The organism is Hydrogenovibrio sp. JE_KL2 (assembly GCF_009296185.1).
Classification (GTDB): Bacteria; Pseudomonadota; Gammaproteobacteria; order Thiomicrospirales; family Thiomicrospiraceae; genus Hydrogenovibrio.
Genome location: NZ_WBJR01000001.1, coordinates 257,164 through 282,072, shown reverse-complemented (window position 1 = coordinate 282,072; position 24,909 = coordinate 257,164). Strand labels below are relative to the sequence as shown.

Below are 24,909 nucleotides of genomic sequence, written 5' to 3'. Positions count from 1 at the left end.
CTAGAAAAGATCAACCTCTCCCTCATCCATCGTTGAAGACGTCACGCGCTTCATTCGCTGGGCTTCGATTGCTTCTCTTTGATTATGAATCTTGGCTCTAAAAATCGCCATTCTTTCTTTATATTCGTCATAACTGACAGGTGGTTTATCTTTATCCTCTTCCACTTGTTTATTAATCTCTTGTGAGAAAGAATGCAAGTTATCTAAGTGATGCATAATTTGTTCAACCAACTGACGAACGATGTCTTCGAACTGTAAAGAACGCATGGCATTGGAAACCGAAACTTCAATTTCAGAAATAATGCCAGATACATCACCAAGCTTACCGGAGATGCCTGTGTTCATAGATTCCAAATCCGTTAACAAGCCCGTCACCTGATCTTTTGAACTGTTGGCTTCTTGAATGTCTTTAGCCGCAGTATCACTCACCAACTTACGAACATGATCAACTGTTTGCTTCGCTTTCTCGGCTTGCTTACGAATCTGTTCGTTCAACAAGTTGGAATTAAGTGAAAGTTTTCGAACTTCATCGGCAACAACGGCAAACCCACGACCGGCTTCACCGGCTCTTGCCGCTTCGATTGCCGCATTCAATGCCAACAAGTTTGTTTGGTCAGCAATACCTTTAACGTCTTCCAACAAGATAAAGATAGATTCAATTTGCTCAACCATGTTATCGATCTTGCCAACCGTTTCATTACTGCGCTGACTCGAAATGGTCAACAGTTCAATCAGGTAGCTCAAAAGCGTTTTGATTTCTTCAGAGAACTTCTGAATACTCATTCCTTCAGAAGAGCCACCACCCAAGTTGTCGATCAAAGACAGAACCAAGTTGTATTCCGCTTGTGTCTGCTCATGCAGCCCCATAAAGCTATCGTTCAATGTCTCAATGGCTTCCCCGACCAACGTCTTAACCTGCGTCAACTCCCCTCTGACCACCTCAACTTCTTGCCCCATTACAGAATCAATGTCCGCCAAAATGGTTGCCAGTGTGTTTTCAATAAGGTTGACTTCAGCATCAGGAATCGAGCCACCACTTACTTTAACGGGCTCTGCAGGTGTCGCAGAAACGGCATGCGTGGTTTTATCGGCAGAATTTGCCGCAAGAAGCGTCCACGTGATGGACACAATAAATAGGAAAATCACCCCTATATAAGGTATGACGGTAAAGGATAGGCCTACACCAATCAATGTAAGCAACCATGCAATCCAATAACGCTGTAAAACTAGTAACATACTGAGCCCTTATATCGACATTAACTATGCTTTGTGTAAAGCAGGCATTATGCCAAATAAAATCAATGCCAAACTTATTTGACCCAACTGAGAATTTTTTCTGCAACCTTATCTAACGGCATCACTTCTTCTGCCGCACCGATTTTGGTTGCTTCACCCGGCATTCCCCACACCACACTGGTTTTTTCATCCTGAGCAATGGTGTGAACGCCTATCTCTCTTAACTCCTTCAACCCTTGCGCACCATCTGCGCCCATTCCCGTCAGAATCACGCCAATCGCATTGGTTCCAACAGTTTGTAACACGCTTCTAAACATGACATCTACAGAAGGCTTATGGCGATTGACTGGTGGCCCATCATTGAGACGGCAAATATATTTCCCACCTTGTTTTTCAACAAGTAAATGGCGGTCACCAGGTGCAATATAGACCCAACCTGGCAGAATTTCCTGCCCATCTTCCGCTTGCACCACTCTCATTGCCGAAATCGTGTCCATACGGTTAGCAAATGGCAAACTGAATGCAGCCGGAATGTGCTGGGTAATAACGATTGGCGGCGTGTTTTCCGGCAAACGCATCAGTACTTCTTTAATAGCTTCGGTTCCGCCGGTTGACGCCCCTAAAGCAATAACCTGATGGGTTTTACCAAAACTCTTCGGAACTGGTTTAGCGGGAATGATCGCGTCAACATTCAACTTATCAGGCACTCTATCAGCCTTGGCAGCAGAATTGGGTTTAAACGCAGGCTTAGCATCTAGGTTCTGAACATAACGCTCATATTGTCTGATCAACTGTTCTTTGGAAACCTTTGCCGCGATTTTGACTTTACGGCGAATTTCCAACGAATAGGCTTCAAAAGTATGCTCCAAGTCGATTTTCGGTTTGGTGACAAAGTCCACCGCCCCTAAGTCCAATGCCTCAAACGTGATGTCAGCACCTTTTTCTGTCAAGGTAGAAACCATTACCACCGGCATAGGATGCAATCTCATCAGATTTTTTAAAAAGGTCACACCATCCATGCGCGGCATTTCAATATCCAGCGTCAACACATCTGGGCGAAGTGTTTTGACTTTTTCTCTTGCATCGTAAGGATCTGAAGCTGTACCAACCACTTCAATAAAAGGATCCGAATCGAGCATATCTGACAACATCTGTCTTACCAATGAAGAGTCGTCAACGACCAGCACTTTTACTTTTGACATACTTCCACCACCCTACTTTTCATTATTCTTATTCTCTTTTTTAGTCTCACTAGAGATTACTTATCCTGCTTTCTGGTTTAATCTTTTTTCTGGTAAATCGTTTTCCCAAGCAGTTCAAAGCGATCACAGACTTTGTATAATGATTCCGAGTGCCCTACAAACAAATACCCCTTCTCCCTTAACAAGTCTGCATAGCGATTAAACAATTTAGACTGTGTTTCTTTATCAAAATAAATCACAACGTTACGACAAAAGATGACATCTATCTGGTCTTTGATAGGCCATTCGTTCATAAGATTAATTTGCCCGAACTCAATAATAGATTGCAGATCAGGCTTCACTTTGACATAGCCATCATTACTACCTTTTCCTTTCATAAACCAGTTTTTCTTTCTGGCTTCAGAAACACCTTTGAGTCTATCGACTTTATACACTCCACTACTGGCCGTATTGACCACATTTGTATCCAAATCCGTGGCAATTACTTTTGCGTCCCAACCTGGAGGCACAACCTCTTTCAAAACAATGGCAATTGAATAAGGCTCTTCTCCCGTTGAGCAACCTGCAGACCAAACACGAATTTTTTTGGTCGACTGATTTTTCTGCAAGAGTTCGGGAATAACCGTTTCCGCCAAAAACTCGAAATGGTGATTCTCTCTAAAGAAAAATGTCAGGTTAGTCGTAATGGCGTTGATAAGATGGATGAATTCTGCTTCGCCTTGAGCTTCAACATAATTCAGATATTCATCGAATGAATCTTGCTGTAGAAAGCGTATACGCTTTGCCAGTCTGTTATAAACAAGGTTCTTTTTTGAGTCATTCAGGTCTATTCCTGCAAAGTTATAAACCAGATTTTTGACTCGTAAAAAATCTGTTTCTGTATATTCAAACTCTCTTTCCGAATTCATCTGCCACCTTTTTCCGAACTTTAATGCCTTCTGAAATCCACTCAGAATTTTCTTTTCGCGAGCACATCATCTATGATTAGATTATATAAAACAAATAGGCTTGAACCTAACTAAATTCTCTCGTTTCGATATGAAAACACTATGGCGATAACCCCTCCGAACAATCCCCCAGCTACTGACACTCTGTCTGCCCTCGCAAAACTAGGGGCTTCAGGCAAAGGATTGCAAATTTCAGTAGGCCAAACACTGGCGGCAACTGTGCTGAAAATAAGTAATGGGCAAGCCTTGCTGAACATCGCCGGACAAACCTTTGCGGCAAAAACATCTCCTGAAATGCCGCTACTTGAAGGCCAGCAACTACAAGCCAGAGTGATCCAAATCAAACCCAGTGTTGTACTGACTTTTTCAAACACACAGAACCAACCGGTTCCGGTAAATTCCGACAAGCTTCTACAACAGGTTCTTACCCAAATACTGCCAAATCAAACCTCTGTCTCTCAAGGCTTAAGCCAACTGGTTCAATTGACTCAAACTGGCGGATTACCAACCATCATCCAAACTTATCTGTTTAAATTATTCGATAGCCTCTTCAAACTATCCGATAAAGTCAAAGTTGAAGAGTTTAAAGCCGCTTTGCTCACTAGCGGACTTTTTCTGGAAAACAGCTTGACTAAAAATAAGAAACCCTATGCCAATGATTTTAAGGCGCACTTACTCAAATTACTGGACATCATTCGCAACGAGTCTTCCCAATCACCGGAACTTAAGTCTCTGGCAAAAACATTGAATCAGCTTTTAAACAAAGTCACACACCAACAAATTCAAGCGGTTGAAAATCCTAATGCATGGACGATTCAACTTCCTACCTCTCCTAACAACAACCCTTTAATTGAATTTCAACTTGATATCAGGAAAACCACAGGAGCACATAATACTATTTGGGAAACCATTATTTCTCTCGACGTAAGCGACATGGGCACGATGGTTGCTAAATGCACCATGCAAAACGAAGAGTTTGGGTTTCAGTTTTGGGCAGAAGAATCCGCACTGGCAAAACAGATTGAAGATAACTTAGATGGCTTCAGAGAACAGCTCAGACGGAACGGGCTGAGTGTAAAACACATACTCATGAATACGCAAAAGCCCGAGGCCAACCCTATGGCGACGAAAATTGCATTGATTGATATTAGAGTATAAAGCCTTTATCAAACTGGTTTAAATACTTCTTTCTACCCTGAAAACAACGACATACTTTTATCAAAGCATCAATTTGGAGATTAGAAGATGAAATATCGTATAAATTGGGCTAGACCTTTTGACACAAATCGGTTAACTTTTACCTATTAATGAAATGATTTCGGGTACTAAAGGTGGTCTATGAGCACAGAAGCTGAAAATAATTCTAGCCAGTATGAACCTTCAGATGGAAATGACGAACAAATTCTGAGCTTTGTTCTTGGTGGAGAAGAATATGGTGTAGATATCCTCCGTGTCCAAGAAATCAAAGACTGGGAAAAAACCACAAGTATTCCAAACTCTCCAGATTATGTCATGGGAGTCATCAACCTAAGGGGCGCAGTAGTTCCTGTTATCGACCTTCGTGTAAGATTCGGGCTGCCAAACGTCACTTATGACGACAGCACCGTTGTCATTATTCTTAGATCTAACGATGAAAACACCGGTACACAAAAAATTATTGGGATTGTTGTCGATGGTGTATCAGATGTACACACCTTAGATAGCAACATGATTCAAAGCGCACCGGATATCAATGGCTCCATCCATTCAGATTATGTGAAAGGGTTGGCAACAGTTGCCGAAAAAATGGTTATCGTCCTCAATGTTGATCAATTGATCACTCAAGGGGTGTTGGCAGCGATTAAAAAAAACTTGCGAATTGAAGAATAACGTTATAATTATTCTTAAATAATCTAAAAATTTTTTTGAGAGGAAAACAATGTCTAAAATTCTCGCAGTAGATGATTCTAAATCAATGCGTCAAATGGTAAGCATGTCTCTAAAATCTGCTGGCCATGATGTCACAGAAGCTGAAGATGGCGCTATGGCACTCGATATTGCGAAACGCGAACAATTCGATCTGGTTGTTACGGATATCAACATGCCAAACATGAATGGAATCGAGCTTATCCAGGCGTTGAGAGTTTTACCAAACTACAAGTTCACGCCGATTCTGTGTTTGACGACAGAATCTTCTGGCGATATGAAGCAAAAAGGTAAAGAAGCAGGTGCAACTGGTTGGATTGTTAAACCTTTCAGCCCAGAAAAACTGTTATCAGTTATTACACGCGTTCTATAAGCGCATCACCTTTTTTCAGAACCGGAGAAGAACGTCATGAGCGAAACCACAATCACTCTTCCAGAAAGCCTGACGATTCACCATATAGAAGGTCAACTTGGTGACTTAAGACTGGCCTTCCAGTCCGATGCTGAAACTTTCAATCTGGAAGGTTCAAAAGTTGAAAACATTGACACCTCAGGATTGCAACTATTGCTAGCACTTATTAAAAGTGCACAAGCCGGTAATAAAACAATCCAATGGACAGCTCCATCAGAACAATTAACCACCAGCGCAAGCAAACTTGGCTTGAGCGAAAAGTTAATGCTTTCCTAAAATTTTCCGGGCTTCTATCAAAAATTAATGACGCTGCAATGAATCCAAAGCGGCAAAACTCACCAAGCACTACCTTTCAAAACCACTAAAGGAACGCTGGTTTGGAAAAAATTACACTCGATAAGTCAGTCGCTATTTCTCTTGAATATGATGGTGAGGGCGCACCAACAGTGTCTGCGAAAGGTTACGGGTATGTTGCAGAAGAAATCATCCAGATAGCAAAGGAAAATGATATTCCTATCACTTCGGATGAAAATTTGGCGGCGCTTCTTTCTCAGGTAGAGCTAGATAGTGAAATCCCGGAATCGCTTTATGAAGCCGTGGTTCAAGTCTTGATTTTTGCCTATCAAATTTCAGGCAAACACCCCGAACTTAAACCTTGAACATGCTATCAACGTCCACTAGGATGATAACGTTGCCGTTAAAGTGTGCGATGCCTTGAAGATACCTTGAAGCACCCTCTTTAGTGGCTGACATCGACTCGAATTGTTTTTCAGGAATATCTTTTACTTCCAGAACGCAATCAACCAACATTCCAACGATATTATCGTCATCAAGCTCAACAATAATGATTCGCGATAGATCGTCAACTGCTTTAGGAGAAATACCATAGGACAGGCGAGTATCAACGACGGTCACAATGACACCGCGGACGTTAATAACCCCTAAAACATTGTAGTCAGAACCCTCAACTTTACGGATAGACCCGACTCTCAAGACTTCACGTATTTTTTTAACATTGATGCCATAAATCTCGGAATCCAACTCAAATAACACACAACGAATGCTTGGCCCAGAATACTTCTCCTGATCCTCTTCATTCATAAGCGCTAGATCAACGTCTTTGTTTTTGTTTGCTGCTACTAAAGCCATGTGTTTCCTTCCTTAATATTGAAAACGTTGAATGACACCTGGTAAATCCAGAATCAAAGCAATATTTCCATTACCTGTGATGGTAGCTCCGGCATAGCCTTCGATATGCTTCATCATTACACCCAGCGGCTTAATAACCACTTCTTCCTGACCATTTACCTGATCAACGACAAATCCTGCTCGCTGATTACCAATAGAGACGATAATTACTTTATCTCCGTCATAAGTGGTCTTATCACACTCAGGCGAAAGCCATTCGGAAAGAAAAATCAGCGGAATACTCTTCTCACGCAGGCGAACCATCATTTGACCATCAATTTTATTCGTTTGATCAGAATCAAAATCGAAAATTTCTTGAACACTCGTTAGTGGAATTGCATAACTGTCTTCACCGAAAGAAACCATCAATGTCGGCAAGATAGCCAATGTCAAAGGTACACGAATATTAATCTGTGTTCCTTTCCCCAAAACAGAATGGATATCAATACTACCGTTCAGCTTGGTAATCATGTTTTTTACAACATCCATACCAACACCACGACCAGAAATATCACTAATCGTTTCAGCAGTCGAAAATCCTGCCGACATGATTAACTCGAACGCTGCCTTGTCATCTAGCTGGTTTGCACTGACTTCATCCATCATGCCTTTTTCGACAGCTTTGCGTCTCAAAACATCAGGATCCATCCCTTTCCCGTCATCGGTAATTGATAGAAGAATGTGATCCCCTTCTTGTTCTGCGGCAAGAATGACCGTGCCCTTTCTCGGTTTATTGGCGTTTTCACGTTCACTTGGCATTTCAATACCATGGTCAACAGAGTTTCTTACCAAGTGAACCAATGGATCCGCTAGCGCTTCTACAAGGTTTTTATCAAGGTCTGTCTCTTCACCTTGCAATTCAAGCTCAATCTCTTTACCAAGCTTTCTGGCCAAATCTCTTACAACGCGAGGGAAGCGACCAAATACTTTCTTAACTGGTTGCATACGAGTCTTCATGACTGATGTTTGCAAGTCAGTAGTTACGTGATCCAAATTACCAACGGCATTCGAAAGCTCTTCTTGCGCATCTTCTAAAGATTTTAAGGTCAACAGACGGTTACGGACAAGCACCAACTCACCAACCAAGTTCATGATCTCATCCAAGCGGCGTGTATCGACACGCACAGTAGATTCAGCAGCAGCTTTTGAAGGCTTATCCTCACCTTTGTCACCATCACTGTCTTTAGCAGCAGGTTTAGGAGCCGGAGCTGGTTGTGGCGCTGGCGCAGCGACTTTAGGTTCTACAGCAGACTTTGGTGGTTCAGCAGGAGCAGAAGGTTCATCTACCCCTAACATATCTCTTTGATTCAACAGTGCTTCAAATTCGTCGTCGGTAATATCCCCATCAGGGTCAACCCCTTCTTCTAATTGAAGTTTTACGCCGGCAACAGAAGTTGTTCCTGGCTCATCAGCAGATACGGAAAGCGCATCACGTTGATTAAGCAGTGCTTCAAATTCATCATCACTAATATCGCCATCGGGATCAACGCCTTCTGGAAGCTGAAGCTTAACTTCAGGCTGCGAAGGGGCAACTTCCGCCTCTGGTGTGGCAATTTCTTCCTCATGAGTTGCGCCAGCTGCCTGACCACGCCACAAAGCATCTAATTCGGAAAGCAATCCTGTATCTGCTTCGTCAAGTTCACGAGCACCATCTCTCAATTTTTCGATATAGTCTGAAATAACGTCAAAAGCGCGCATGATAACGTCACTAGCAACATCATCATAGGCTACTTCATCATTTCGGATTTTGTCAAAGACGTTCTCAGCTCTGTGACACACTTCAACCAAAGGCGTAACGCCTAGGAAGCCTGCGCCCCCTTTAATGGTATGAAACCCCCTAAAAATGGCGTTCAGCAAATCAGAGTCTGTCGGTGAATTGGCCAGATCGGTTAATTGCTCATCTAGCTGCTCTACCAGCTCTGATGCTTCAATTAAAAAATCCTGTAAAATTTCTTCATCCACAATTCATACCTCGTCTAGGTGCCTGTCAACATAGTGACTTATTTTCTTGATAATTAAATCTAGAAAACCTTAAGCAACGAGCATGCCAGCCCAAATTACAATCCAAGTTCACCAAGCAGGTCATCCACATCGTCTTGAGAAGAAACAGAATCTTTCTTGCTGGACTTGGTCACGTTAGGGCCAACTCCCTTCATTTCATCCTCGTGACGCTGCTCATCCGTCGCTTCAAGCCCTGCGACATTGTCCAAATCAACACCAGCCTTAACAATAAGCTCATTTAAGTTTTTTTCTAGACTGGTCACTAAATCAACTATGCGATTCAACACCTGTCCGGTTAAGTCTTGAAAGGATTGGGCAACCATGATATCTGTCATCTGGGTTTGTATGGTCGACAAGGTTGCCAACACGGATTCATCGGTTATTTGTGATTCCAAAGTTTCCAGTTTTCCCAGCACCGATTCGGCTGCTTCGAGTGTTTTGTTACTGGCTTCTTCCGTGGCTTCAATAACATATTTCAGTCTTTCCGAGGCATCCGGCAAATCATGCTTTGTGTGCTTTAGAATGATGGTGTCGTTGCCAAAACTTTCTAGAGATTTATGCAAGCCTGCGGAGAGTTCTTTTACTTCATTGACCAGACTTTCATTTTTCATTTTTACCAATTCATCAATAATGGATGCGGCTTCTTGATAATTTTTGTCTTTAATCGACTTTAACAAAGACTCCACTTGAGCAACACTGATGTTTTCCATTTTTTCCCCTCTTTGCTAAAAAAAAAGCCTTATATAAATTAAGTTATATAAGGCTTTTAATATTATATTTTTATGATCTTCCGTTAGCCGGCATTAGCTTTTTTACGTTCTTCAACTCGCTCAAAAATCTTCTGAATTTTTGCATTCAAAGTCGCGGCAGTAAATGGCTTAACGATGTAACCATCCACTCCTGCTTCAGCCGCTTCAAGGATTTGGCTTCTTTTCGCTTCCGCAGTAATCAATAGGAATGGCGTATCTTTCAGTTTTGCGTCCGCACGAACATGTCTTAGCAAATCAATACCAGTCATTTGAGGCATATTCCAATCACTTACGATGAAATCATACTTTCCCGTTTGAATCATCGGCCAAGCATTAGCGCCATCATCTGCTTCATCGAACTTACTAAAGCCTAGTTCTTTCAGCAGATTTTTAACAATTCTTCTCATCGTAGAAAAATCATCTACCACCAAGATGTTCATATTTCTATCAATTTGCATCGTTTATTCCTTCAGTTTAATACTGATATTCCTTTAATTCTAAATCCAATCATCTAAGCGTGCTTTAAGACGCTTTATCGCTTGGCTGTGAATCTGACTTACACGAGATTCACTTACATCCAAGACTTCACCAATTTCTTTTAGATTCAACTCTTCATCGTAGTAAAGAGCCATCACCAGTTTTTCTTTTTCAGGCAGATTTGCAATTTCTTGCGACAGCGCCTTATGAAACCCTTCTTCGGAAATCTCCGCCAACTGAGATTTCATTTGTCCAACCATTCTGTCTTCAGAAAGCTCATCATGATCGGGTTCATCAATGGACAGCAATTGTACCGAATTCGTGTCCTGAAGAATATGGTAATAATCATCTAAACTTATTTGCATTTCTTCAGCGATTTCAGGGTCTTTGGCTTCCCGTCCTTGCTTTGCCTCGATTTTAGCAATCGCGTCTGATACTTCTCGAGACTTACGGTAAACGGACCTCGGTGTCCAGTCTCCGCGGCGAATTTCATCCAACATCGCCCCACGAATTCTAATGCCTGCATAAGTTTCAAAGCTAGCACCCTGACTAGCATCAAACTTTTGCGCTGCTTCAATCAGTCCAACAACGCCAGACTGAATCAAATCATCTACCATTACACTATCAGGCAAACGACCTTTTAAATGATAAGCAATTCTATTGACAAGCGGCAAAAACTCTTCAATATCAATCGGTTGCCCTGATTGCTTTTGAATATTTGCATAAATTTGCGTGCCTGTCATGAATTAACCCAATCCTTGATTAACTATTTTGCGATTGAAACAATCGCTCGACAAAAAACTGCAAATACCCAGTGATTCCCGTTGGTATCGGCCAGTTGTTTATTTCTGCCGCAATCTTTCTAAACGCTTTTGCCGACTCACTATTCGGCTTGGAAATCGTTACAGGTGTTTGGCGTTGAATCGCTTCTCTCAAATCATGATCGAAAGGAACGGTCCCTAAATAATCAATGTAAACATCTAAGAACTGCTCGCATACCTTTGAGAATTTATCATAAAGCATTAAGCCATGCTTCTCAGTGCGAACCATATTCGCCAGCAACTTGAACTTTGTTAGATTATATTCTTTACTTAATACTTTTATCAACGCGTAAGCATCCGTCATAGACGCTGGCTCATCATTTACAACCACAATTACGTCTTGAGACGCTCTACAAAAGCTTACAACGCTATCTGCAATACCAGCAGCTGTATCAATAACCAAAACATCTAAAAAACCGTCAATCTCAGAAAATGCGTTGATAATCCCTGCGTTCTCAGCTGTCGATAACTGAGCCATGCGTTTAACACCAGATGCTGCCGGAATGACTTTAATTCCGCCTGGAGCATCCACCATTACTTCACGCAACGTTTTTTCCCCATCTAGCACATGTGCGAGGTTATATTTGGTTTGCAGCCCCAACATGATATCGACATTCGCCAACCCCATATCCGCATCCATCAATAGGACGCGATTGCCTAGCTGAGCTAGTGAAACAGAGAGGTTAACAGACACATTCGTTTTACCGACACCACCTTTACCACTTGCGACTGCAAGCACTCTAACCGGTTTTGGAGGCCTCCCCGAAGTTTTTTTCGGAGCGCTTTCTTCACTTACCGGAGTGCTGGCTTGGCTGGATTGCATGGCTCTTAAACCTGCTGCTTGATCATTGTGCATCTGAAATATCCTTACCCATTCCTAAACGAAATGCCACTTCTTCTTCATTTACTGATTTTTGCTGTCCTAAGACCATGGCTTTATCAACTAAATCTCTTATTCTTACCGGCTCCAAATCTTCTGGAACTCTCTGGCCATTCGACACATAAGCTGGTGGCAACTTATTTTCGATCAACACCGTCAAAATATTACCCAACTGGGTTGCCTCATCCAACTTCGTCAAGATACAACCTTTTAAACCAACTTTGCCGAAAGCGCTAACAATGTCTTTCATGACACTCAACTGGGTTGCTGCAGACATCACTAAATAATTTCGTATCGTCTCCAATCCCATTTTTGTTTTAGTGGGCTGCTGCTCAATTTGCGAGTCTTTCTGGCTGAGGCCAGCCGTATCAATCAATATCAGTTTTTTACTGGTCAACGATGCTAGTAAATTTAACAGTTCGCCTTCTGAAGCTGCGACATAAACAGGAACACCCAGCAAATCTGCAAACGTCTTAAGTTGAGCTTGTGCGCCTATTTTATAACAATCCGTCGTAATCAATGCTAATTGGCTAGGACTGTTTCTCATCACAAAGCGACTTGCCATTTTTGCGATGGTGGTGGTTTTCCCGACTCCGGTGGGGCCTACCAAAGCTACCACACCACCCATGTCAACAACATCCCCCATACCCGTTGGAATACGTCTTTCCAACTCGACCAAAACTTCAGCCCAAGAGCTCTCATTGAGACTTTCCAGCCCATCAACCAGCTCTTGTGCTAAATCCCAACCAATACCAAGTTGAACCAAACGCTTCAGCAACCGGACTTTTTCTGGCTCCATTTTTTCCGAATGATTCCAAGCCAGTCCAGCCAGTTGGTCTTTTAACATGGTTTTGACAGCCTGGAGCTCCGCTGCCATTTTTTGTATTTCTTGGTTTTCTTTGCCAAACCCTTGCCCGCCTTGATGGCTCAACTCCGGCGAAGTAAAACTCGCTCTCGCTCCCTGTTGAATGGGAGCTTCTTGCTTGATTGACGATTCCGGGTCAATCGCGGCAACAATTTCAACGCCTTCATCCGTATTACGCGTTGACATTATGACAGCATCGTCTCCTAATTCTTCACGAACCAGCGCCATCACTTGTCGCATATTTGGTCCCAGATAACGTTTAAGCTTCATCTAGCCTCCCTGCCCCACATTTGCAACCACGCTTATCTGACGGTTTTCCGGCACTTCGGAATATGCCAAAATATTTAAGCTAGGTAAACTAAACTTAAACAGTCTAGCTAACTGTGCTCGAATCTGCGGTGCAACCAGTAGCACGGCCGCCTGGCCTTCCATTTCGACCTTTTGCGATTCTTCTTTCAAAGTATTATGCAATCTTTCTGCCAAGCCAGGTTCAATCGCTAATTGCCCTTCTGGAGAGCCCTGAGATGCCTGTAGCAACAACTGTTCCAAACTCGGATCCAATGTAATGACTTTCAACTCACCTTCCGGTCCTACTAGGTTTTGAATAATCGAACGACCTAACGCGGCACGCACCTGTATCGTCAACAAACTGGGGTCTTGAATTTTAGCCGCGCTTTCTGTCAAAGTTTCCAAAATCGTTCTCAAGTCTTTAATAGAGACTTTCTCTTCCAGAAGGTTCTGCAAAACTTTTACTACAACCGATAATGGCAATTTATCTGGAATCAGTTCACTCACCAACTTAGGTGAAGATTCTTTGAGTTTATCCAAAAGCTTCTGTGTTTCATCATACCCTAGCAACTCCGCTGCATAGTCTTGAATTACTTGGCTGATATGCGTCGCCACAACCGTACTTGAATCTACCACAGTATAACCCAGTGCTTGCGCTTGCTCCCTATCCGATGGAGAAATCCAAACCGCATCCAAACCAAATGTCGGGTCTTTTGTCGGTGTCCCTTGAATCTCGCCAAAAACTTGTCCAGGGTTAATTGCTAGCTCTTTATCTGGGAAAACTTCGCCTTCTCCAGCGGAGACCCCTAATAGCATAATTTTATAATTGTTCGGCGTAAGATCCAGATTATCGCGAATATGGACAGGTGGAACCAAAAAACCAAGTTCTTGAGATACTTTTCGTCTAACACCTTTGACGCGTTCCAAAAGTTGTCCATTTTGAGCTTGATCCACCATTGGAATCAAACGATAACCAACTTCAAGACCCAGCACATCAACTGCCTGCACATCATCCCAGCTCAACTCAGATGCTTGCTCCGGCGTTTCAGACTCACTTTCATTCAACAACTCTTCAACAGGAGGCGTTTCCAGTTGTTTCTTGTGAATTAAATAGGCGCCCACACCTGAAATCGCTGCAAAGGATAAAAAGGCGATATTTGGCATTCCTGGAACCAAACCTAGAACACCAACGATACCCGCACTCATGCCTAACGCCTTTGGATTGGCAAACATCTGCAGTTGTACTTGCTGGGACATATCTTTCTTTTCGCCTGACACACGGGTAACGATAATCGCCGTCGCGGTAGACAGTAACAACGAAGGAATTTGTGCGACCAAACCATCCCCTAACGTCAAAATCGTGTAGACATGGGTTGCATCGCTGAATGACATATCATGCTGACCAACACCAATTGCAAAACCGCCCAGTAAGTTGATAAATAGAATGATAATCCCTGCGATCGCATCCCCTCTTACAAACTTACTAGCACCATCCATTGAGCCATAGAAATCGGCTTCTGTCGCAATTTCAAAACGGCGCTCCTGCGCCTGTTCCTGTGTGATTAAACCTGCATTCAAATCAGCGTCAATCGCCATTTGTTTACCTGGCATGGAGTCTAGCGTAAAACGTGCGCTTACTTCAGCAACCCTACCGGCACCCTTGGTGATAACCACAAAGTTAATAACCACAAGAATCGCAAAGACCACCAAACCAACGGCATAGTTACCGCCGATAACAAACTCACCGAAAGACTCGATTACATAACCAGCTGAAGCGCCACCATTGTGACCTTCCAACAAGATGACACGTGTGGATGCAATGTTCAAAGACAGCCTAAACAAAGTCGTCAACAAGATTATGGTTGGGAAAATTGAAAATTCGATTGGTCGCTTGGCATACAAGGTCACCATCAAAACGACAAGTGATAAAGCAATATTGAAAGTGAAGAAAACATCCAACAAGAACGGCGGTAGCGGCACAACAACCATTGCCAAAAGTGCCAGAATAGCGACAGGTATCCCTAATCCATTTTTGAATGATTGTTTTATCTGATTGAGCAGCTGAGTAAAATTCATCTAATGGTTATTCTTCTAATTCTCGTTCTCTACTCTCTGAGGATTGCTCAGTTTTCATTCCTTCGGGAATAGGTAAAGTCTCAAAATCCATTTCTTGCGGCATTCGACCATCTCTTAGCTGATAGACATAAGCCAACACCGCTGCAACCGCTTTAAATAAGTCATAAGGAATCGGTCGCTCAACTTCTGCATTATAGTATAAAGCACGAGCTAAAGGAGGCGCTTCTACTAATGGAATATTGTGTTCAGTTGCCAGTGTCCTAATTTGCGAGGCCATAAAGTCAGCCCCCATTGCCAACACCATCGGTTCTTGCATCGCATCGGGGTCATACTTCAATGCAACAGCAAAGTGTGTCGGGTTGGTAATAACCACATCCGCCTCCGGAACACGCTGCATCATACGTTTCTGAGACATTTCCCTTTGTAACTGACGAATGCGTCCCTTAACTTCTGGACTTCCTTCCTGTTGTTTATATTCGTCTTTCACTTCTTGTTTAGTCATTTTCAGCTGTTTGATATGCTGATACATCTGAAAAGGGACATCAATGGCTGCAATGATTATGAGTGAAAGACTGACGAAAATGAAAGCTTCGAGCACCAGTTTCGCCGAATGTTCCATGGCGATCTTGAGTGGCTCCAACCCGATAGAAACCACTTCATGATAAGTATGCCATAGGAAATAAGCGGCTACTGCAGAAACCAATGTGAACTTCAATAACGCTTTGATTAACTCGACCAAAGCATTCATCGAAAACATCCGTTTAATGCCGCTAATGGGATTCAGCTTGCTCAATTTAGGCGCCAATGAATGGGTACTGAAATTCCAGCCACCTAGCAACATGGGCGAAACAATCGCTACCAGCATCATTAACGTCAAGAAAGGCAATGACATATAGATTGATTCTAAAGCCATGCCAAGAATACGATTGGTGAGTAACCCAATGTCATAGGCATGAGCTCGGTCCAGCTGAAACCCTTGTATCATGATTTCTTCAAATCGAACCACCATAAAATGACCGAAAAAATACAAAAACAAAGCAGCAGACAAGGTCATCAACAGTGTTGATAACTCTCTTGATCTCGGAACCTGACCTTTCTCTCTAGCTTCCCGGAGCTTTTTATCGGAGGGGTCTTCCGTTTTTTCTGTGCCGTCTTCGTTCTCAGCCATCCAAAACCCTTAAGTAACTCTCTACTTGCTCAGCGCTAAACTTTCAATCAAATCGTGTGCCGCCACCATCAAGCTTTGCATAGTAGGCTGCAACAAAGGCGTGATGAAAATCAACATAATCAACCCTGCCAATAGCGTAATTGGAAAACCAACCGCAAAAATATTCAGTGCAGGTGCCGCACGCGCTACCACACCAAAAGAAATATTCACTAGCAACAATGCGGTTACCAACGGTAGCGCTAATAACACACCGGATTCAAACATGGTGCTACCAAAACCATAAATTTGTTTCAGGCTCATGGAATCAAAAAAATGCAGCCCGACAGGCATCGTTTGAAAGCTGTCCAGCACCATTTTAAAAATCAAAACATGACCATTCATCAACAAGAATAACAGAGTGGCGACAATTGTAAAATAACGCCCGATAATGGGGGTATTAACGCCAGTTGAAGGGTCAACCATGGTCGCCATTGCCAGCCCCATCGCCATTGAAATCAAGTGACCGGCAATAACAAATGCTTGGAAAATAACGGCAAAAATCAGGCCGATTGCCAACCCGATGCCGAATTGCTGAACAATCAACAACACACCATGCCAGGTAAAAGGGTCAATGGGAGCCGGTAACGGCAAAGAAGGTGCGACCGCCAAAGTGATAAAGACAGCCAGCATCAAGCGGACATTAACGGAAACGTAACTTGCAGAAAATAACGGCATAAGCATAAGCATGCCGGTAATACGGACAAATGGCCAGAAATACAGCCCTAGTAGGCGCAGAAAATCATCATAGTTAAACGTCAGCATAGCGCTAACCAATCAATGCGGGGATGTTTTGGAAAAGCTCTTTAGTAAAAGAAATCAATGTCGTCAGCATCCATGGACCGCCAATCACCAGAACCACACCTACTGCTGCAACCTTAGGGATAAAGCTCAACGTCATTTCGTTGATTTGGGTTGCGGCCTGAAACATACCGACCAACAAACCGACAGCCAACGCCGGCAATAATAGTGGCACCGAGAGCATCGCAACCACTTCCAACATTCTTTGACCTAGCGTCAATACAAATTCAGGTGTCATCAAGTACCTCCTGCAACGACAAAACTGTTCGCCAAAGTTCCCATAATCAAAGCCCATCCATCGATCAAAACAAACAGCATGATCTTAAAGGGCAACGAGATAATCATCGGTGACAACATCATCATCCCCATTGCCATCAACAACGTCGCGACCACCAAATCTATGATCAAGAAAGGAATAAAAATCATAAATCCTATTTGAAACGCCGTTTTCAACTCACTGGTCATGAATGCCGGAATCAGAACTTTAAAAGGAACTGTTTGCGGATCATTCAACTCGACATCCGCCATTTGGGCAAACATACCTAGATCCGACTCCCGCGTCTGCTCAATCATAAATTGATGCAATGGCTTAGCGCCAATATCAATCGCTTCTTTGAACTTGATTTGCTCATTCAAATACGGTGTTACCGCATCTTTATAAATCTTATCAAGTACTGGAGACATGATAAACAAGGTTAAAAACAAGGCTAACCCAATCAACACTTGGTTAGAAGGTGTTGACTGAACGCCAAGCGCCTGTCTCAATAATGCAAGCACCACGATAATTCTCAAGAAGGATGTCATTGCAATCAACGCTGCCGGTAACAAGGTCAACCCTGTCATCAACAATAGAATTTGGATCGTTAAGGTGTAATCTTGATTGCCTTGTGCATCCGTTTGAACGGTAAAGGCTGGAATACCGGGATCGGCACCGGCAATCATCGGAAAGAAAAGTGTAAAAACAAACAGTAAGAAAGGTAATCGTTTAGTCATTTTCCGGCTTTTTTCTATTGGCTAGGGCTTCTTGAAGCCGTTGGGCAAAGGCGCTATTCATCGGAACCGACTCTTGTACTTCAATCGGCTCTTTCAACTCATGTAGCAGCGAGATACGGCTTGAAGTGACGCCAATCAATAATTGTTCTTGACCAACTTGTAGCAGCAAGATTCGCTCTCTCTGTCCAACCGCCATATTACCAAGTACCCGCATATCCTTGCTAACCAAGCCATTGACTTTCCCTAAACGCTTCAGCATCCATGCACCTGCAAAGATAACCAAAATAATAAATGCAAGAGATACGAGAATTTGACCGAAATAGCTTGTCGGTTCAATGCCTTTGGATAGCGTTGTCGGCTCGGGTACTGCGGCATAAACATTTGCCGAAAACCATGCAAAAGCAAACACCCCAACCTGGCAGATTTTTCTTACAAAAACAATGATTAATCGATTCATAGATTGCATTGTATTAAATCTTATCGAAAAGTGTAAGCGGAATCCTTCAGAGATATTTTCAATGAAACGCATTCATCGACTTTCAGCAACGACAAATGCAATCGCGTAGTGCTTTTCATCACTGATACTGATTGACCAGTCGGTTATGTGACGTGACTCAGAAAGTGCAAGTGTTTTGCCATGCAAATGGACTTGTGGTTGACCTAGGTCAGTATGACCGACCGTCATTTCGGAAAAGCAAACGCCTTGCGTGAACCCTGTGCCCAAAGCCTTAGCAATGGCTTCTTTTGCTGCCCAGCGTTTTGAAAGATATACCGCAGGATGCATCTGATCTACAAACTCTTTCATTTCGATTTTGGACAAAATTCTACGGGCAAATGACTCCCCTCTTTTGTCTAACAAAGAGGAGATTCTTTCGATTTCAACAATATCCGTTCCGATTCCGATAATCATCTTACTGTCAAGCCGCCCTTAACCTAGATAAGATTGTTTACGGCTTTCCACCATGATGCGTTTCATCTCTCTCACCGCTTCAGGCAAACCGGAGAACATCGCCTGAGCAATGATTGCATGACCGATATTCAATTCTTCAATATCTTGTATTGCGGCAATCGCTTGCACATTATGATAATGCAACCCGTGCCCGGCATTTACCACCAAGCCTAAAGACTTTGCCAAAGCCGTCGCTTGTTTGATGCGTTCCAACTCAGTAGCAATCTCAGCTGGATCAGTCAACTCGGCATAAGTACCGGTATGGATTTCTATCACAGGAGCACCAACGGCTTTTGCCGCACGGATTTGAGTTTCATCAGCATCAATGAACAAGGAAACACGTGTTTTATTGGCCGCTAATTTCCCACACACTTCTGTCAGCCATGGTTGCTGAGAAGCGACATCCAGCCCGCCTTCTGTTGTCAATTCTTCGCGCTTTTCCGGCACCAAACAAACATCTGCAGGACAGTATTGCAGTGCGATAGCGACCATCTCTGGTGTAGCCGCCATCTCTAAATTTACTTTGGTTTGTCGAGACTCACTGATACGCCTTACATCATCATCTTGGATATGGCGACGATCTTCCCTCAAGTGAAGTGTGATGCTGTCCGCACCCGCCATCTCTGCATCCAACGCCGCTTTGACAGGATCCGGGTAACGAGTTCCTCTCGCCTGACGAACCGTTGCCACATGATCGATGTTCAATCCCAAATAAATCGGATTCATTTCTATTCCTTCTTACCTCAGTGTAGACCTATTTTGTTCACCTAATTCCCCTGAAATAACGCACGGGTTTGGATAGGTTTATTTCCCAGGTAATAGGCCAATACCTGTCTGAAAAATTGTTTGATGGCATTCGCACAGTCAGGGGAATAATCTTCCGCCAAAAACCGCAAAATGCATCGTCCCGAAATTGTCGCCCCCTGAACTTCAATCAACCCAGAAAGCTCTACAAAACCGATTTCCGGGACAAATTTATACTGTTTGTCCTCGTCAATCGCCTTACCCGCAGCATCGCTGGACAAGTCAAAGCCATAGCCCAAGTCGTTCAGCAGTTGAAACTCGAATTGTCGTAATACCCACGCCTGTTCATTTCGGTCTTGCGCTCTTGCCAAACCAAGCAAAGCTTGCTGATAATCTTCAAAAATGGATTCAGAGGTCACACGAGGATAAAGCAGACGATACAACAGCTCATTCAGGTATAACCCACAAATATTGGCATCGCCAACTAACGGGAACCTTACTGAGGCTGGTTCCAACAATCTGAGATTAACCAAATCGGATTGATGCACTGAACGCTCTGCCCAACTGATATTAAGACTTTGAAATGGCTGCAACCAAGCTTGCTTAACTCGACTAGACTTAGAGTTACTACGAACCCCTTTCACAACCGCGTTTTGGCGTCCTTTTTCGGCAGTTAAAAAAGTGACCAACAAGCTGGTTTCGCGATAAGGTCTTTTGTGCAATACATAGGCTTGCTGCTGTATCTCTAAAGCCAAAGCCTATCCTCTCAGCTATCAATTGATTTCGTCGGTATAACCTAAACTCGCCAGAGCGCGATCGTCATCTGCCCAATTTTCTTTGACCTTCACCCACAACTCAAGGTGAACGCGACTATCCATCATCTTCATCAAATCCTTACGAGCTTGAATACCGACCTGTTTGATCAGCTGTCCTTGCTTACCGATAACGATTTGCTTTTGTCCCGGCCTCTCAACCAGAATCAATGCATGAATTACCCAGCGACCTTCTTCTTCATCAAACTTGAATTGCTCAATCTCGACAGTCACGCCATAAGGTACTTCGTCACCCAGTGTACGCATCAGCTTTTCACGGACAATTTCCGATGCAAGGAAGCGCGAAGAACGGTCCGTAATGTAATCTTCAGGAAAAATAGCAGGCTGGTTTGGTAAATGCTTCAAGACTTCTGTTTCAATCAAATCTATACCGGATTTTTTGTAGGCAGAAACAGGAATAACCTCATCAAAATCAATCTTTTCCGCGATCTTTTGCAGATAGGGTAGCAACACTTCTTTCTGCTGCATCTTGTCGATTTTATTCACTAAGACAATCACAGGAATATCTAGGTTCTGGCACTTCTGCGCTACCGCTTGATCTTCCTGAGTCCAACGTCCAGCTTCGACAACGAACAACACCACATCAACATCTGCGAATGCACTGTTTGCCGCACGATTCATATAACGATTGATCGATTTTTGCCCACCCAAATGCATACCCGGCGTATCGACAAAAACGATTTGATAATTTTCAGTTGAGTGGATACCGTGAATTCGGTGTCGCGTTGTTTGGGGTTTAGGAGAAGTGATACTTAGCTTTTGCCCTAAAAGGGTATTCATCAAAGTCGACTTACCGACATTAGGGCGACCGATTACAGCAACGAAACCGGCTTTAAAATCCTTTTCATCACTCATGATTGATTCTCCAGAACGTCAAGAGCCTGTTCTGCGGCAAGCTGTTCCGCTTTTCTTCTATTGGTGGCTGTCGCTTCAAACTTTCGGTTTAACTGCGCAACATAACAACTAACGATAAACTCTTGTGCATGAGCAGGGCCATTCACACTGATAACGCTATACTCAGGCAACTGCTGATGATGAGATTGCAAAAACTCTTGTAGACGCGTTTTCGGGTCTTTACCGACTTTTTCCGGCTCAAGTTCTTCCAAACGTTTTTTGTACAATCTCGACACCAGATCTCGACAAGGCTCCAAACCACCGTCTTCATAAACCGATGCAATAATCGCCTCGACAGCATCCGCAATAATGGATTCTCGACGATAACCGCCACTTTTCAGCTCACCCGGCCCTAGCATCAAATACTCAGACAACTGGTACTCTTTTCCGATTTTGGCGAGCGTCTCTCCTTTAACCAAAAAGGCGCGAATTCGACTCAAGTCACCCTCGGAAATTTTTTCGAACTGGTGAAAAAGCGCATCGGCAATCATGAAGTTTACCAAGCTATCTCCTAGAAACTCCAAGCGCTCGTTATTTTTGGCTCCAACGCTACGGTGCGTCAATGCTTTTTCAAGATAACCCATATCTTGATAGTCGTAACCCAGTGCTTTAGCAAGTCTTTTTAACTTTGCCTGCTTTTCGCGTTCAGACATTGTTAATCAATCCCTTTCCCAATTCGTCCAAAGTGAATACCATCATCCCAGTTCATCCAAATACCAAACGCTTTGCCTTTGATATTTTGCTCTGGGACAAAGCCCCAGAATCGACTGTCATTGGAATAATCTCGGTTATCACCCATCATGAAATAATGCCCTGGCGGCACGGTAACTGTTTGCATGTCTTGGCTATATTTATCTTTATCCAATAGGATCATATGCTTCCTACCGGATGGGAAAGTTTCCTGAACTTCCGAAGTGCCTGTCATGTTAGCGCCTGAATCATGGCCTTTATAGGTCTCCACAAATTTTTGTTTCAGAGGCTCACCATTCACAAAAACCGTACGACCAATATAGGTAATCTTGTCACCCGGCAGACCAATCACGCGTTTGATGTAGTCAACATCAGGGTCTTTTGGATATTTAAACACCACCACGTCACCACGTTTCGGTTCACCAATCGGTACAATTTTGGTTTGCGTGACTGGCAACTTCAACCCATAGGCAAACTTGTTCACGACGATGAAATCACCGATTTCTAGAGTAGGATACATAGAACCGGACGGAATTCTGAAAGGCTCTACAACGAAAGAGCGTAAAACTAAAACCACTAAAAAGACTGGAAATAAAGAACGAGAGTATTCAACGATTAATGGTTCACTTTCGGTCGTGACCGAACGATCACGCTTTGGTTTCCAAACCAACTTATCGACATAGGCAATCGCCCCCGTTATAGCCGTTGCGATGACCAGTATCAGTTCAAAACTCATCTATTCTGTCCTTAATCTTCCGAAGTATTCAATACAGCTAAAAACGCTTCCTGCGGCAGTTCGACACTACCGATGGCTTTCATGCGTTTTTTCCCCTCTTTTTGCTTCTGCAGCAATTTTTTCTTACGTGAGACATCTCCACCATAACACTTAGCGGTTACGTTCTTTCTCAACGCCTTAACGTTTGTTCTGCCGATGATTTTAGCACCAATAGCGGCCTGAATGGCAACATCAAACATTTGACGAGGAATAATGTCTTTCAGCTTCTCAATCAACACTTTCCCACGTTGCACCGCCGTTGAACGGTGAACAATCACAGCAAGCGCGTCCACCCCTTCACCATTGATCATGAATTCCAACTTCACCAAGTCATCCGCCTGGAAACGTTTGAACTCATAATCCATTGACGCATAGCCTCGACTGGTCGATTTCAGGCGGTCAAAGAAATCCAACACCACTTCATTCAGCGGCATTTCATAGTTAAGAGATACCTGGTTCCCTGCGTACTGCATATTCTTTTGAATACCACGCTTTTCCAAACACAGCTTCATGACCGCACCTACATATTCATTCGGCACCAAGATATTCGCCTGGATAATAGGCTCACGAATCTCATCGATACTCGATACTTCCGGCAAACTCGACGGGTTATCGACCTTAATGACCTCACCCGACTTGGTCAACACTTCATAGACCACCGTTGGTGCTGTGGTAATCAAATCAAGGTTGTATTCGCGCTCCAAGCGCTCCTGAATGATTTCCATATGCAGCATCCCAAGGAAACCACAACGGAATCCGAACCCCAAGGCATCGGAAGACTCTGGTTCGAAATGTAGTGCCGCGTCATTCAAACGAAGCTTTCTAAGTGCTTCACGCAAATCTTCATAATCTTCGGAACTGATCGGGAACAGCCCGGCAAAAACCCGTGGTTGTACAGGTTTAAAGCCAGGCAATGGTGAAACATCATTGCCCGCTAACGTAATGGTATCCCCAACCGGAGCACCGTCAATGTCTTTAATCCCGGCAATCACAAACCCCACCTCACCCGCAGACAGGAATTCCGTCGGCGTATGCTTTGGTGTAAAGATACCGACCTGATCAACCATGTATTCCTCTTTGGTTGAACAAATCTTCATCTTCATTTTCTTACCGATGCGTCCATCCACAACGCGGACCAAAGAAACCACCCCCAGGTAGTTATCGAACCACGAGTCGATAATCAAGGCTTTCAAAGGCGCATCAGCATTCCCCGTCGGCGCAGGCACCTTTTGAACAATCTGTTCCAATGTTTCTTTGATACCGATACCGGACTTTGCACTCGCCTGAACCGCATCATGGGCTTCAATACCGATAATCTCTTCAATCTCGTCGACCACACGCTCAGGTTCCGCTGCTGGCAAGTCTATCTTATTCAAGACCGGCAAGACTTCCAGCCCTTGTTCAATAGCGGTATAACAGTTAGCAACCGTCTGCGCCTCAACACCTTGAGAAGCATCCACCACCAGCAACGCACCTTCACAAGCAGCCAAAGAACGTGAAACTTCATAAGAAAAGTCGACATGACCTGGAGTATCAATGAAATTCAACTGATAGGTTTGACCATTTTCGGCTTTGTAATGCAATGTCACACTTTGCGCTTTGATAGTGATGCCACGTTCACGTTCAATATCCATTGAATCCAAAACCTGTGCCGCCATTTCTCGATCCGTCAATCCGCCGCACATATGAATAAAGCGGTCTGCGATGGTGGACTTACCATGATCGATATGCGCAATGATGGAAAAATTTCTGATATGGTCAATATTTACTGACATTTAAGCCTCAACAACCTTCAATCTGTTTTCGTCTCGCCTCTTTATCACTGATTTTCTACTTAACAAAACAATAAAAAAGGGCGCCTATTCCAACGGAATTTGCACCCTTCCTTTATTTCACACTACTGAGAAACCTCAGTGTGATGCATTTCAAACCAGCATAGATACGAGCATAATCCAATAATCGCCGTATTTTACGCTAAT

At 43.4% G+C, this 24,909-nt stretch carries 28 protein-coding genes; 5 read left to right on the top strand and 23 right to left on the bottom strand.

Features of this window, described 5'->3' with window-relative positions; all coding sequences use genetic code 11:
- The 3 genes from F8R13_RS01295 to F8R13_RS01285 form a co-directional block, all read right to left on the bottom strand.
- A complete protein-coding gene (locus F8R13_RS01295) occupies nt 1–1,236 on the bottom strand; it encodes a methyl-accepting chemotaxis protein (RefSeq protein WP_152831512.1) in 1,236 nt (411 codons plus the stop codon).
- A gap of 74 nt (nt 1,237–1,310) precedes the next feature.
- The gene (locus tag F8R13_RS01290) at nt 1,311–2,438 is read right to left on the bottom strand and encodes a chemotaxis response regulator protein-glutamate methylesterase (protein WP_152831509.1); all 1,128 of its coding nucleotides are present in this window, start codon (nt 2,436–2,438) and stop codon (nt 1,311–1,313) included.
- 77 nt (nt 2,439–2,515) lie between these two features.
- Nucleotides 2,516–3,346: a protein-glutamate O-methyltransferase CheR gene (locus F8R13_RS01285; RefSeq protein ID WP_152831507.1), complete on the bottom strand. Its 831-nt coding sequence runs from the start codon at nt 3,344–3,346 to the stop codon at nt 2,516–2,518.
- A 141-nt stretch (nt 3,347–3,487) separates the two neighbouring features.
- Here F8R13_RS01285 and F8R13_RS01280 point away from each other — a divergent pair, with 141 nt between their 5' ends.
- The 5 genes from F8R13_RS01280 to F8R13_RS01260 all read left to right on the top strand — a co-directional run bounded on the left by F8R13_RS01280 (nt 3,488) and on the right by F8R13_RS01260 (nt 6,361).
- On the top strand, nt 3,488–4,543 hold the full coding sequence (locus F8R13_RS01280) for a flagellar hook-length control protein FliK (protein WP_152831505.1): 1,056 nt from the start codon (nt 3,488–3,490) through the stop codon (nt 4,541–4,543).
- Between the two features lie 180 nt (nt 4,544–4,723).
- Complete coding sequence (locus F8R13_RS01275; protein ID WP_152831503.1) at nt 4,724–5,254, top strand: chemotaxis protein CheW; 531 nt, start codon at nt 4,724–4,726, stop codon at nt 5,252–5,254.
- Between the two features lie 49 nt (nt 5,255–5,303).
- Nucleotides 5,304–5,663, top strand: a complete 360-nt coding sequence (locus tag F8R13_RS01270; RefSeq protein ID WP_152831501.1) for a response regulator — start codon at nt 5,304–5,306, stop codon at nt 5,661–5,663.
- Nucleotides 5,664–5,699: 36 nt separating this feature from the next.
- Nucleotides 5,700–5,978 (top strand): lipid asymmetry maintenance protein MlaB, encoded by a 279-nt coding sequence (locus tag F8R13_RS01265; protein ID WP_152831499.1) that lies wholly within the window; start codon nt 5,700–5,702, stop codon nt 5,976–5,978.
- Nucleotides 5,979–6,079: 101 nt separating this feature from the next.
- The gene (locus F8R13_RS01260; protein WP_152831497.1) at nt 6,080–6,361 is read left to right on the top strand and encodes an EscU/YscU/HrcU family type III secretion system export apparatus switch protein; all 282 of its coding nucleotides are present in this window, start codon (nt 6,080–6,082) and stop codon (nt 6,359–6,361) included.
- On the opposite strand, the gene F8R13_RS01255 is transcribed toward F8R13_RS01260, so the two are convergent.
- The 20 genes from F8R13_RS01255 to lepA all read right to left on the bottom strand — a co-directional run bounded on the left by F8R13_RS01255 (nt 6,351) and on the right by lepA (nt 24,705).
- A complete protein-coding gene (locus F8R13_RS01255) occupies nt 6,351–6,851 on the bottom strand; it encodes a chemotaxis protein CheW (RefSeq protein ID WP_152831495.1) in 501 nt (166 codons plus the stop codon). The two genes, F8R13_RS01260 and F8R13_RS01255, sit on opposite strands and share 11 nt — an antisense overlap.
- A 12-nt stretch (nt 6,852–6,863) precedes the next feature.
- The gene (locus tag F8R13_RS01250) at nt 6,864–8,852 is read right to left on the bottom strand and encodes a chemotaxis protein CheA (protein WP_371414871.1); all 1,989 of its coding nucleotides are present in this window, start codon (nt 8,850–8,852) and stop codon (nt 6,864–6,866) included.
- Between the two features lie 95 nt (nt 8,853–8,947).
- On the bottom strand, nt 8,948–9,601 hold the full coding sequence (locus F8R13_RS01245; RefSeq protein ID WP_152831493.1) for a protein phosphatase CheZ: 654 nt from the start codon (nt 9,599–9,601) through the stop codon (nt 8,948–8,950).
- A gap of 83 nt (nt 9,602–9,684) precedes the next feature.
- The gene (locus tag F8R13_RS01240; protein ID WP_371414896.1) at nt 9,685–10,092 is read right to left on the bottom strand and encodes a chemotaxis response regulator CheY; all 408 of its coding nucleotides are present in this window, start codon (nt 10,090–10,092) and stop codon (nt 9,685–9,687) included.
- A gap of 45 nt (nt 10,093–10,137) precedes the next feature.
- Nucleotides 10,138–10,860 carry an RNA polymerase sigma factor FliA gene (locus tag F8R13_RS01235; protein WP_029908273.1) on the bottom strand — a complete coding sequence of 241 codons (723 nt, stop codon included), beginning with the start codon at nt 10,858–10,860 and terminating at the stop codon, nt 10,138–10,140.
- A 19-nt stretch (nt 10,861–10,879) separates the two neighbouring features.
- Nucleotides 10,880–11,794 (bottom strand): MinD/ParA family protein, encoded by a 915-nt coding sequence (locus F8R13_RS01230; RefSeq protein WP_152831489.1) that lies wholly within the window; start codon nt 11,792–11,794, stop codon nt 10,880–10,882.
- Nucleotides 11,784–12,953 (bottom strand): flagellar biosynthesis protein FlhF, encoded by a 1,170-nt coding sequence (gene flhF / locus F8R13_RS01225; RefSeq protein WP_152831487.1) that lies wholly within the window; start codon nt 12,951–12,953, stop codon nt 11,784–11,786. The genes F8R13_RS01230 and flhF overlap by 11 nt, the downstream gene beginning before the upstream one ends.
- A complete protein-coding gene (gene flhA, locus F8R13_RS01220) occupies nt 12,954–15,047 on the bottom strand; it encodes a flagellar biosynthesis protein FlhA (RefSeq protein WP_152831485.1) in 2,094 nt (697 codons plus the stop codon). It abuts the gene before it with no gap.
- A gap of 7 nt (nt 15,048–15,054) precedes the next feature.
- Nucleotides 15,055–16,215 (bottom strand): flagellar biosynthesis protein FlhB, encoded by a 1,161-nt coding sequence (gene flhB, locus F8R13_RS01215; RefSeq protein ID WP_152831483.1) that lies wholly within the window; start codon nt 16,213–16,215, stop codon nt 15,055–15,057.
- Nucleotides 16,216–16,236: 21 nt separating this feature from the next.
- Nucleotides 16,237–17,016 (bottom strand): flagellar biosynthetic protein FliR, encoded by a 780-nt coding sequence (gene fliR, locus F8R13_RS01210; RefSeq protein ID WP_152831481.1) that lies wholly within the window; start codon nt 17,014–17,016, stop codon nt 16,237–16,239.
- A gap of 4 nt (nt 17,017–17,020) precedes the next feature.
- Nucleotides 17,021–17,290, bottom strand: a complete 270-nt coding sequence (fliQ, locus tag F8R13_RS01205; RefSeq protein ID WP_152831479.1) for a flagellar biosynthesis protein FliQ — start codon at nt 17,288–17,290, stop codon at nt 17,021–17,023.
- Nucleotides 17,290–18,045 carry a flagellar type III secretion system pore protein FliP gene (gene fliP / locus F8R13_RS01200; protein WP_152831476.1) on the bottom strand — a complete coding sequence of 252 codons (756 nt, stop codon included), beginning with the start codon at nt 18,043–18,045 and terminating at the stop codon, nt 17,290–17,292. Before fliP ends, fliQ begins: the two co-directional genes overlap by 1 nt.
- Complete coding sequence (fliO, locus tag F8R13_RS01195) at nt 18,038–18,511, bottom strand: flagellar biosynthetic protein FliO (protein WP_253806288.1); 474 nt, start codon at nt 18,509–18,511, stop codon at nt 18,038–18,040. Before fliO ends, fliP begins: the two co-directional genes overlap by 8 nt.
- 63 nt (nt 18,512–18,574) lie before the next feature.
- A complete protein-coding gene (gene acpS, locus F8R13_RS01190) occupies nt 18,575–18,955 on the bottom strand; it encodes a holo-ACP synthase (protein ID WP_152831474.1) in 381 nt (126 codons plus the stop codon).
- Nucleotides 18,956–18,973: 18 nt separating this feature from the next.
- Nucleotides 18,974–19,720: a pyridoxine 5'-phosphate synthase gene (gene pdxJ / locus F8R13_RS01185; protein ID WP_152831472.1), complete on the bottom strand. Its 747-nt coding sequence runs from the start codon at nt 19,718–19,720 to the stop codon at nt 18,974–18,976.
- Between the two features lie 41 nt (nt 19,721–19,761).
- Nucleotides 19,762–20,493, bottom strand: coding sequence for a DNA repair protein RecO (gene recO, locus F8R13_RS01180; protein WP_152831470.1), 732 nt, complete (start codon nt 20,491–20,493; stop codon nt 19,762–19,764).
- 18 nt (nt 20,494–20,511) lie between these two features.
- Nucleotides 20,512–21,426 carry a GTPase Era gene (gene era / locus F8R13_RS01175; RefSeq protein ID WP_152831468.1) on the bottom strand — a complete coding sequence of 305 codons (915 nt, stop codon included), beginning with the start codon at nt 21,424–21,426 and terminating at the stop codon, nt 20,512–20,514.
- Entirely contained in the window at nt 21,423–22,118 is a 696-nt protein-coding gene (rnc, locus tag F8R13_RS01170; RefSeq protein WP_152831466.1) for a ribonuclease III, read from the bottom strand. Before rnc ends, era begins: the two co-directional genes overlap by 4 nt.
- Before the next feature lie 2 nt (nt 22,119–22,120).
- Nucleotides 22,121–22,891 carry a signal peptidase I gene (lepB, locus tag F8R13_RS01165; protein WP_152831464.1) on the bottom strand — a complete coding sequence of 257 codons (771 nt, stop codon included), beginning with the start codon at nt 22,889–22,891 and terminating at the stop codon, nt 22,121–22,123.
- Between the two features lie 11 nt (nt 22,892–22,902).
- The gene (gene lepA / locus F8R13_RS01160) at nt 22,903–24,705 is read right to left on the bottom strand and encodes a translation elongation factor 4 (protein ID WP_152831462.1); all 1,803 of its coding nucleotides are present in this window, start codon (nt 24,703–24,705) and stop codon (nt 22,903–22,905) included.
- Between the last annotated feature and the right edge of the window lie 204 nt (nt 24,706–24,909).

Excerpts from the sequence above, each read along its gene's own strand:
- F8R13_RS01270 (WP_152831501.1), top strand. The coding sequence starts at position 5,304 with ATGTCTAAAATTCTCGCAGTAGATGATTCTAAATCAATGCGTCAAATG.
- F8R13_RS01245 (WP_152831493.1), bottom strand. The coding sequence starts at position 9,601 with ATGGAAAACATCAGTGTTGCTCAAGTGGAGTCTTTGTTAAAGTCGATT.
- era (WP_152831468.1), bottom strand. The coding sequence starts at position 21,426 with ATGAGTGATGAAAAGGATTTTAAAGCCGGTTTCGTTGCTGTAATCGGT.
- F8R13_RS01295 (WP_152831512.1), bottom strand. The coding sequence starts at position 1,236 with ATGTTACTAGTTTTACAGCGTTATTGGATTGCATGGTTGCTTACATTG.
- F8R13_RS01275 (WP_152831503.1), top strand. The coding sequence starts at position 4,724 with ATGAGCACAGAAGCTGAAAATAATTCTAGCCAGTATGAACCTTCAGAT.
- fliQ (WP_152831479.1), bottom strand. The coding sequence starts at position 17,290 with ATGACACCTGAATTTGTATTGACGCTAGGTCAAAGAATGTTGGAAGTG.
- F8R13_RS01235 (WP_029908273.1), bottom strand. The coding sequence starts at position 10,860 with ATGACAGGCACGCAAATTTATGCAAATATTCAAAAGCAATCAGGGCAA.
- flhB (WP_152831483.1), bottom strand. The coding sequence starts at position 16,215 with ATGGCTGAGAACGAAGACGGCACAGAAAAAACGGAAGACCCCTCCGAT.
- fliR (WP_152831481.1), bottom strand. The coding sequence starts at position 17,016 with ATGCTGACGTTTAACTATGATGATTTTCTGCGCCTACTAGGGCTGTAT.
- lepB (WP_152831464.1), bottom strand. The coding sequence starts at position 22,891 with ATGAGTTTTGAACTGATACTGGTCATCGCAACGGCTATAACGGGGGCG.
- F8R13_RS01265 (WP_152831499.1), top strand. The coding sequence starts at position 5,700 with ATGAGCGAAACCACAATCACTCTTCCAGAAAGCCTGACGATTCACCAT.
- fliP (WP_152831476.1), bottom strand. The coding sequence starts at position 18,045 with ATGACTAAACGATTACCTTTCTTACTGTTTGTTTTTACACTTTTCTTT.
- rnc (WP_152831466.1), bottom strand. The coding sequence starts at position 22,118 with ATGTCTGAACGCGAAAAGCAGGCAAAGTTAAAAAGACTTGCTAAAGCA.
- flhA (WP_152831485.1), bottom strand. The coding sequence starts at position 15,047 with ATGAATTTTACTCAGCTGCTCAATCAGATAAAACAATCATTCAAAAAT.
- pdxJ (WP_152831472.1), bottom strand. The coding sequence starts at position 19,720 with ATGAATCCGATTTATTTGGGATTGAACATCGATCATGTGGCAACGGTT.
- F8R13_RS01285 (WP_152831507.1), bottom strand. The coding sequence starts at position 3,346 with ATGAATTCGGAAAGAGAGTTTGAATATACAGAAACAGATTTTTTACGA.
- F8R13_RS01290 (WP_152831509.1), bottom strand. The coding sequence starts at position 2,438 with ATGTCAAAAGTAAAAGTGCTGGTCGTTGACGACTCTTCATTGGTAAGA.
- F8R13_RS01230 (WP_152831489.1), bottom strand. The coding sequence starts at position 11,794 with ATGCACAATGATCAAGCAGCAGGTTTAAGAGCCATGCAATCCAGCCAA.
- fliO (WP_253806288.1), bottom strand. The coding sequence starts at position 18,511 with ATGCAATCTATGAATCGATTAATCATTGTTTTTGTAAGAAAAATCTGC.
- lepA (WP_152831462.1), bottom strand. The coding sequence starts at position 24,705 with ATGTCAGTAAATATTGACCATATCAGAAATTTTTCCATCATTGCGCAT.
- F8R13_RS01255 (WP_152831495.1), bottom strand. The coding sequence starts at position 6,851 with ATGGCTTTAGTAGCAGCAAACAAAAACAAAGACGTTGATCTAGCGCTT.
- acpS (WP_152831474.1), bottom strand. The coding sequence starts at position 18,955 with ATGATTATCGGAATCGGAACGGATATTGTTGAAATCGAAAGAATCTCC.
- F8R13_RS01280 (WP_152831505.1), top strand. The coding sequence starts at position 3,488 with ATGGCGATAACCCCTCCGAACAATCCCCCAGCTACTGACACTCTGTCT.
- flhF (WP_152831487.1), bottom strand. The coding sequence starts at position 12,953 with ATGAAGCTTAAACGTTATCTGGGACCAAATATGCGACAAGTGATGGCG.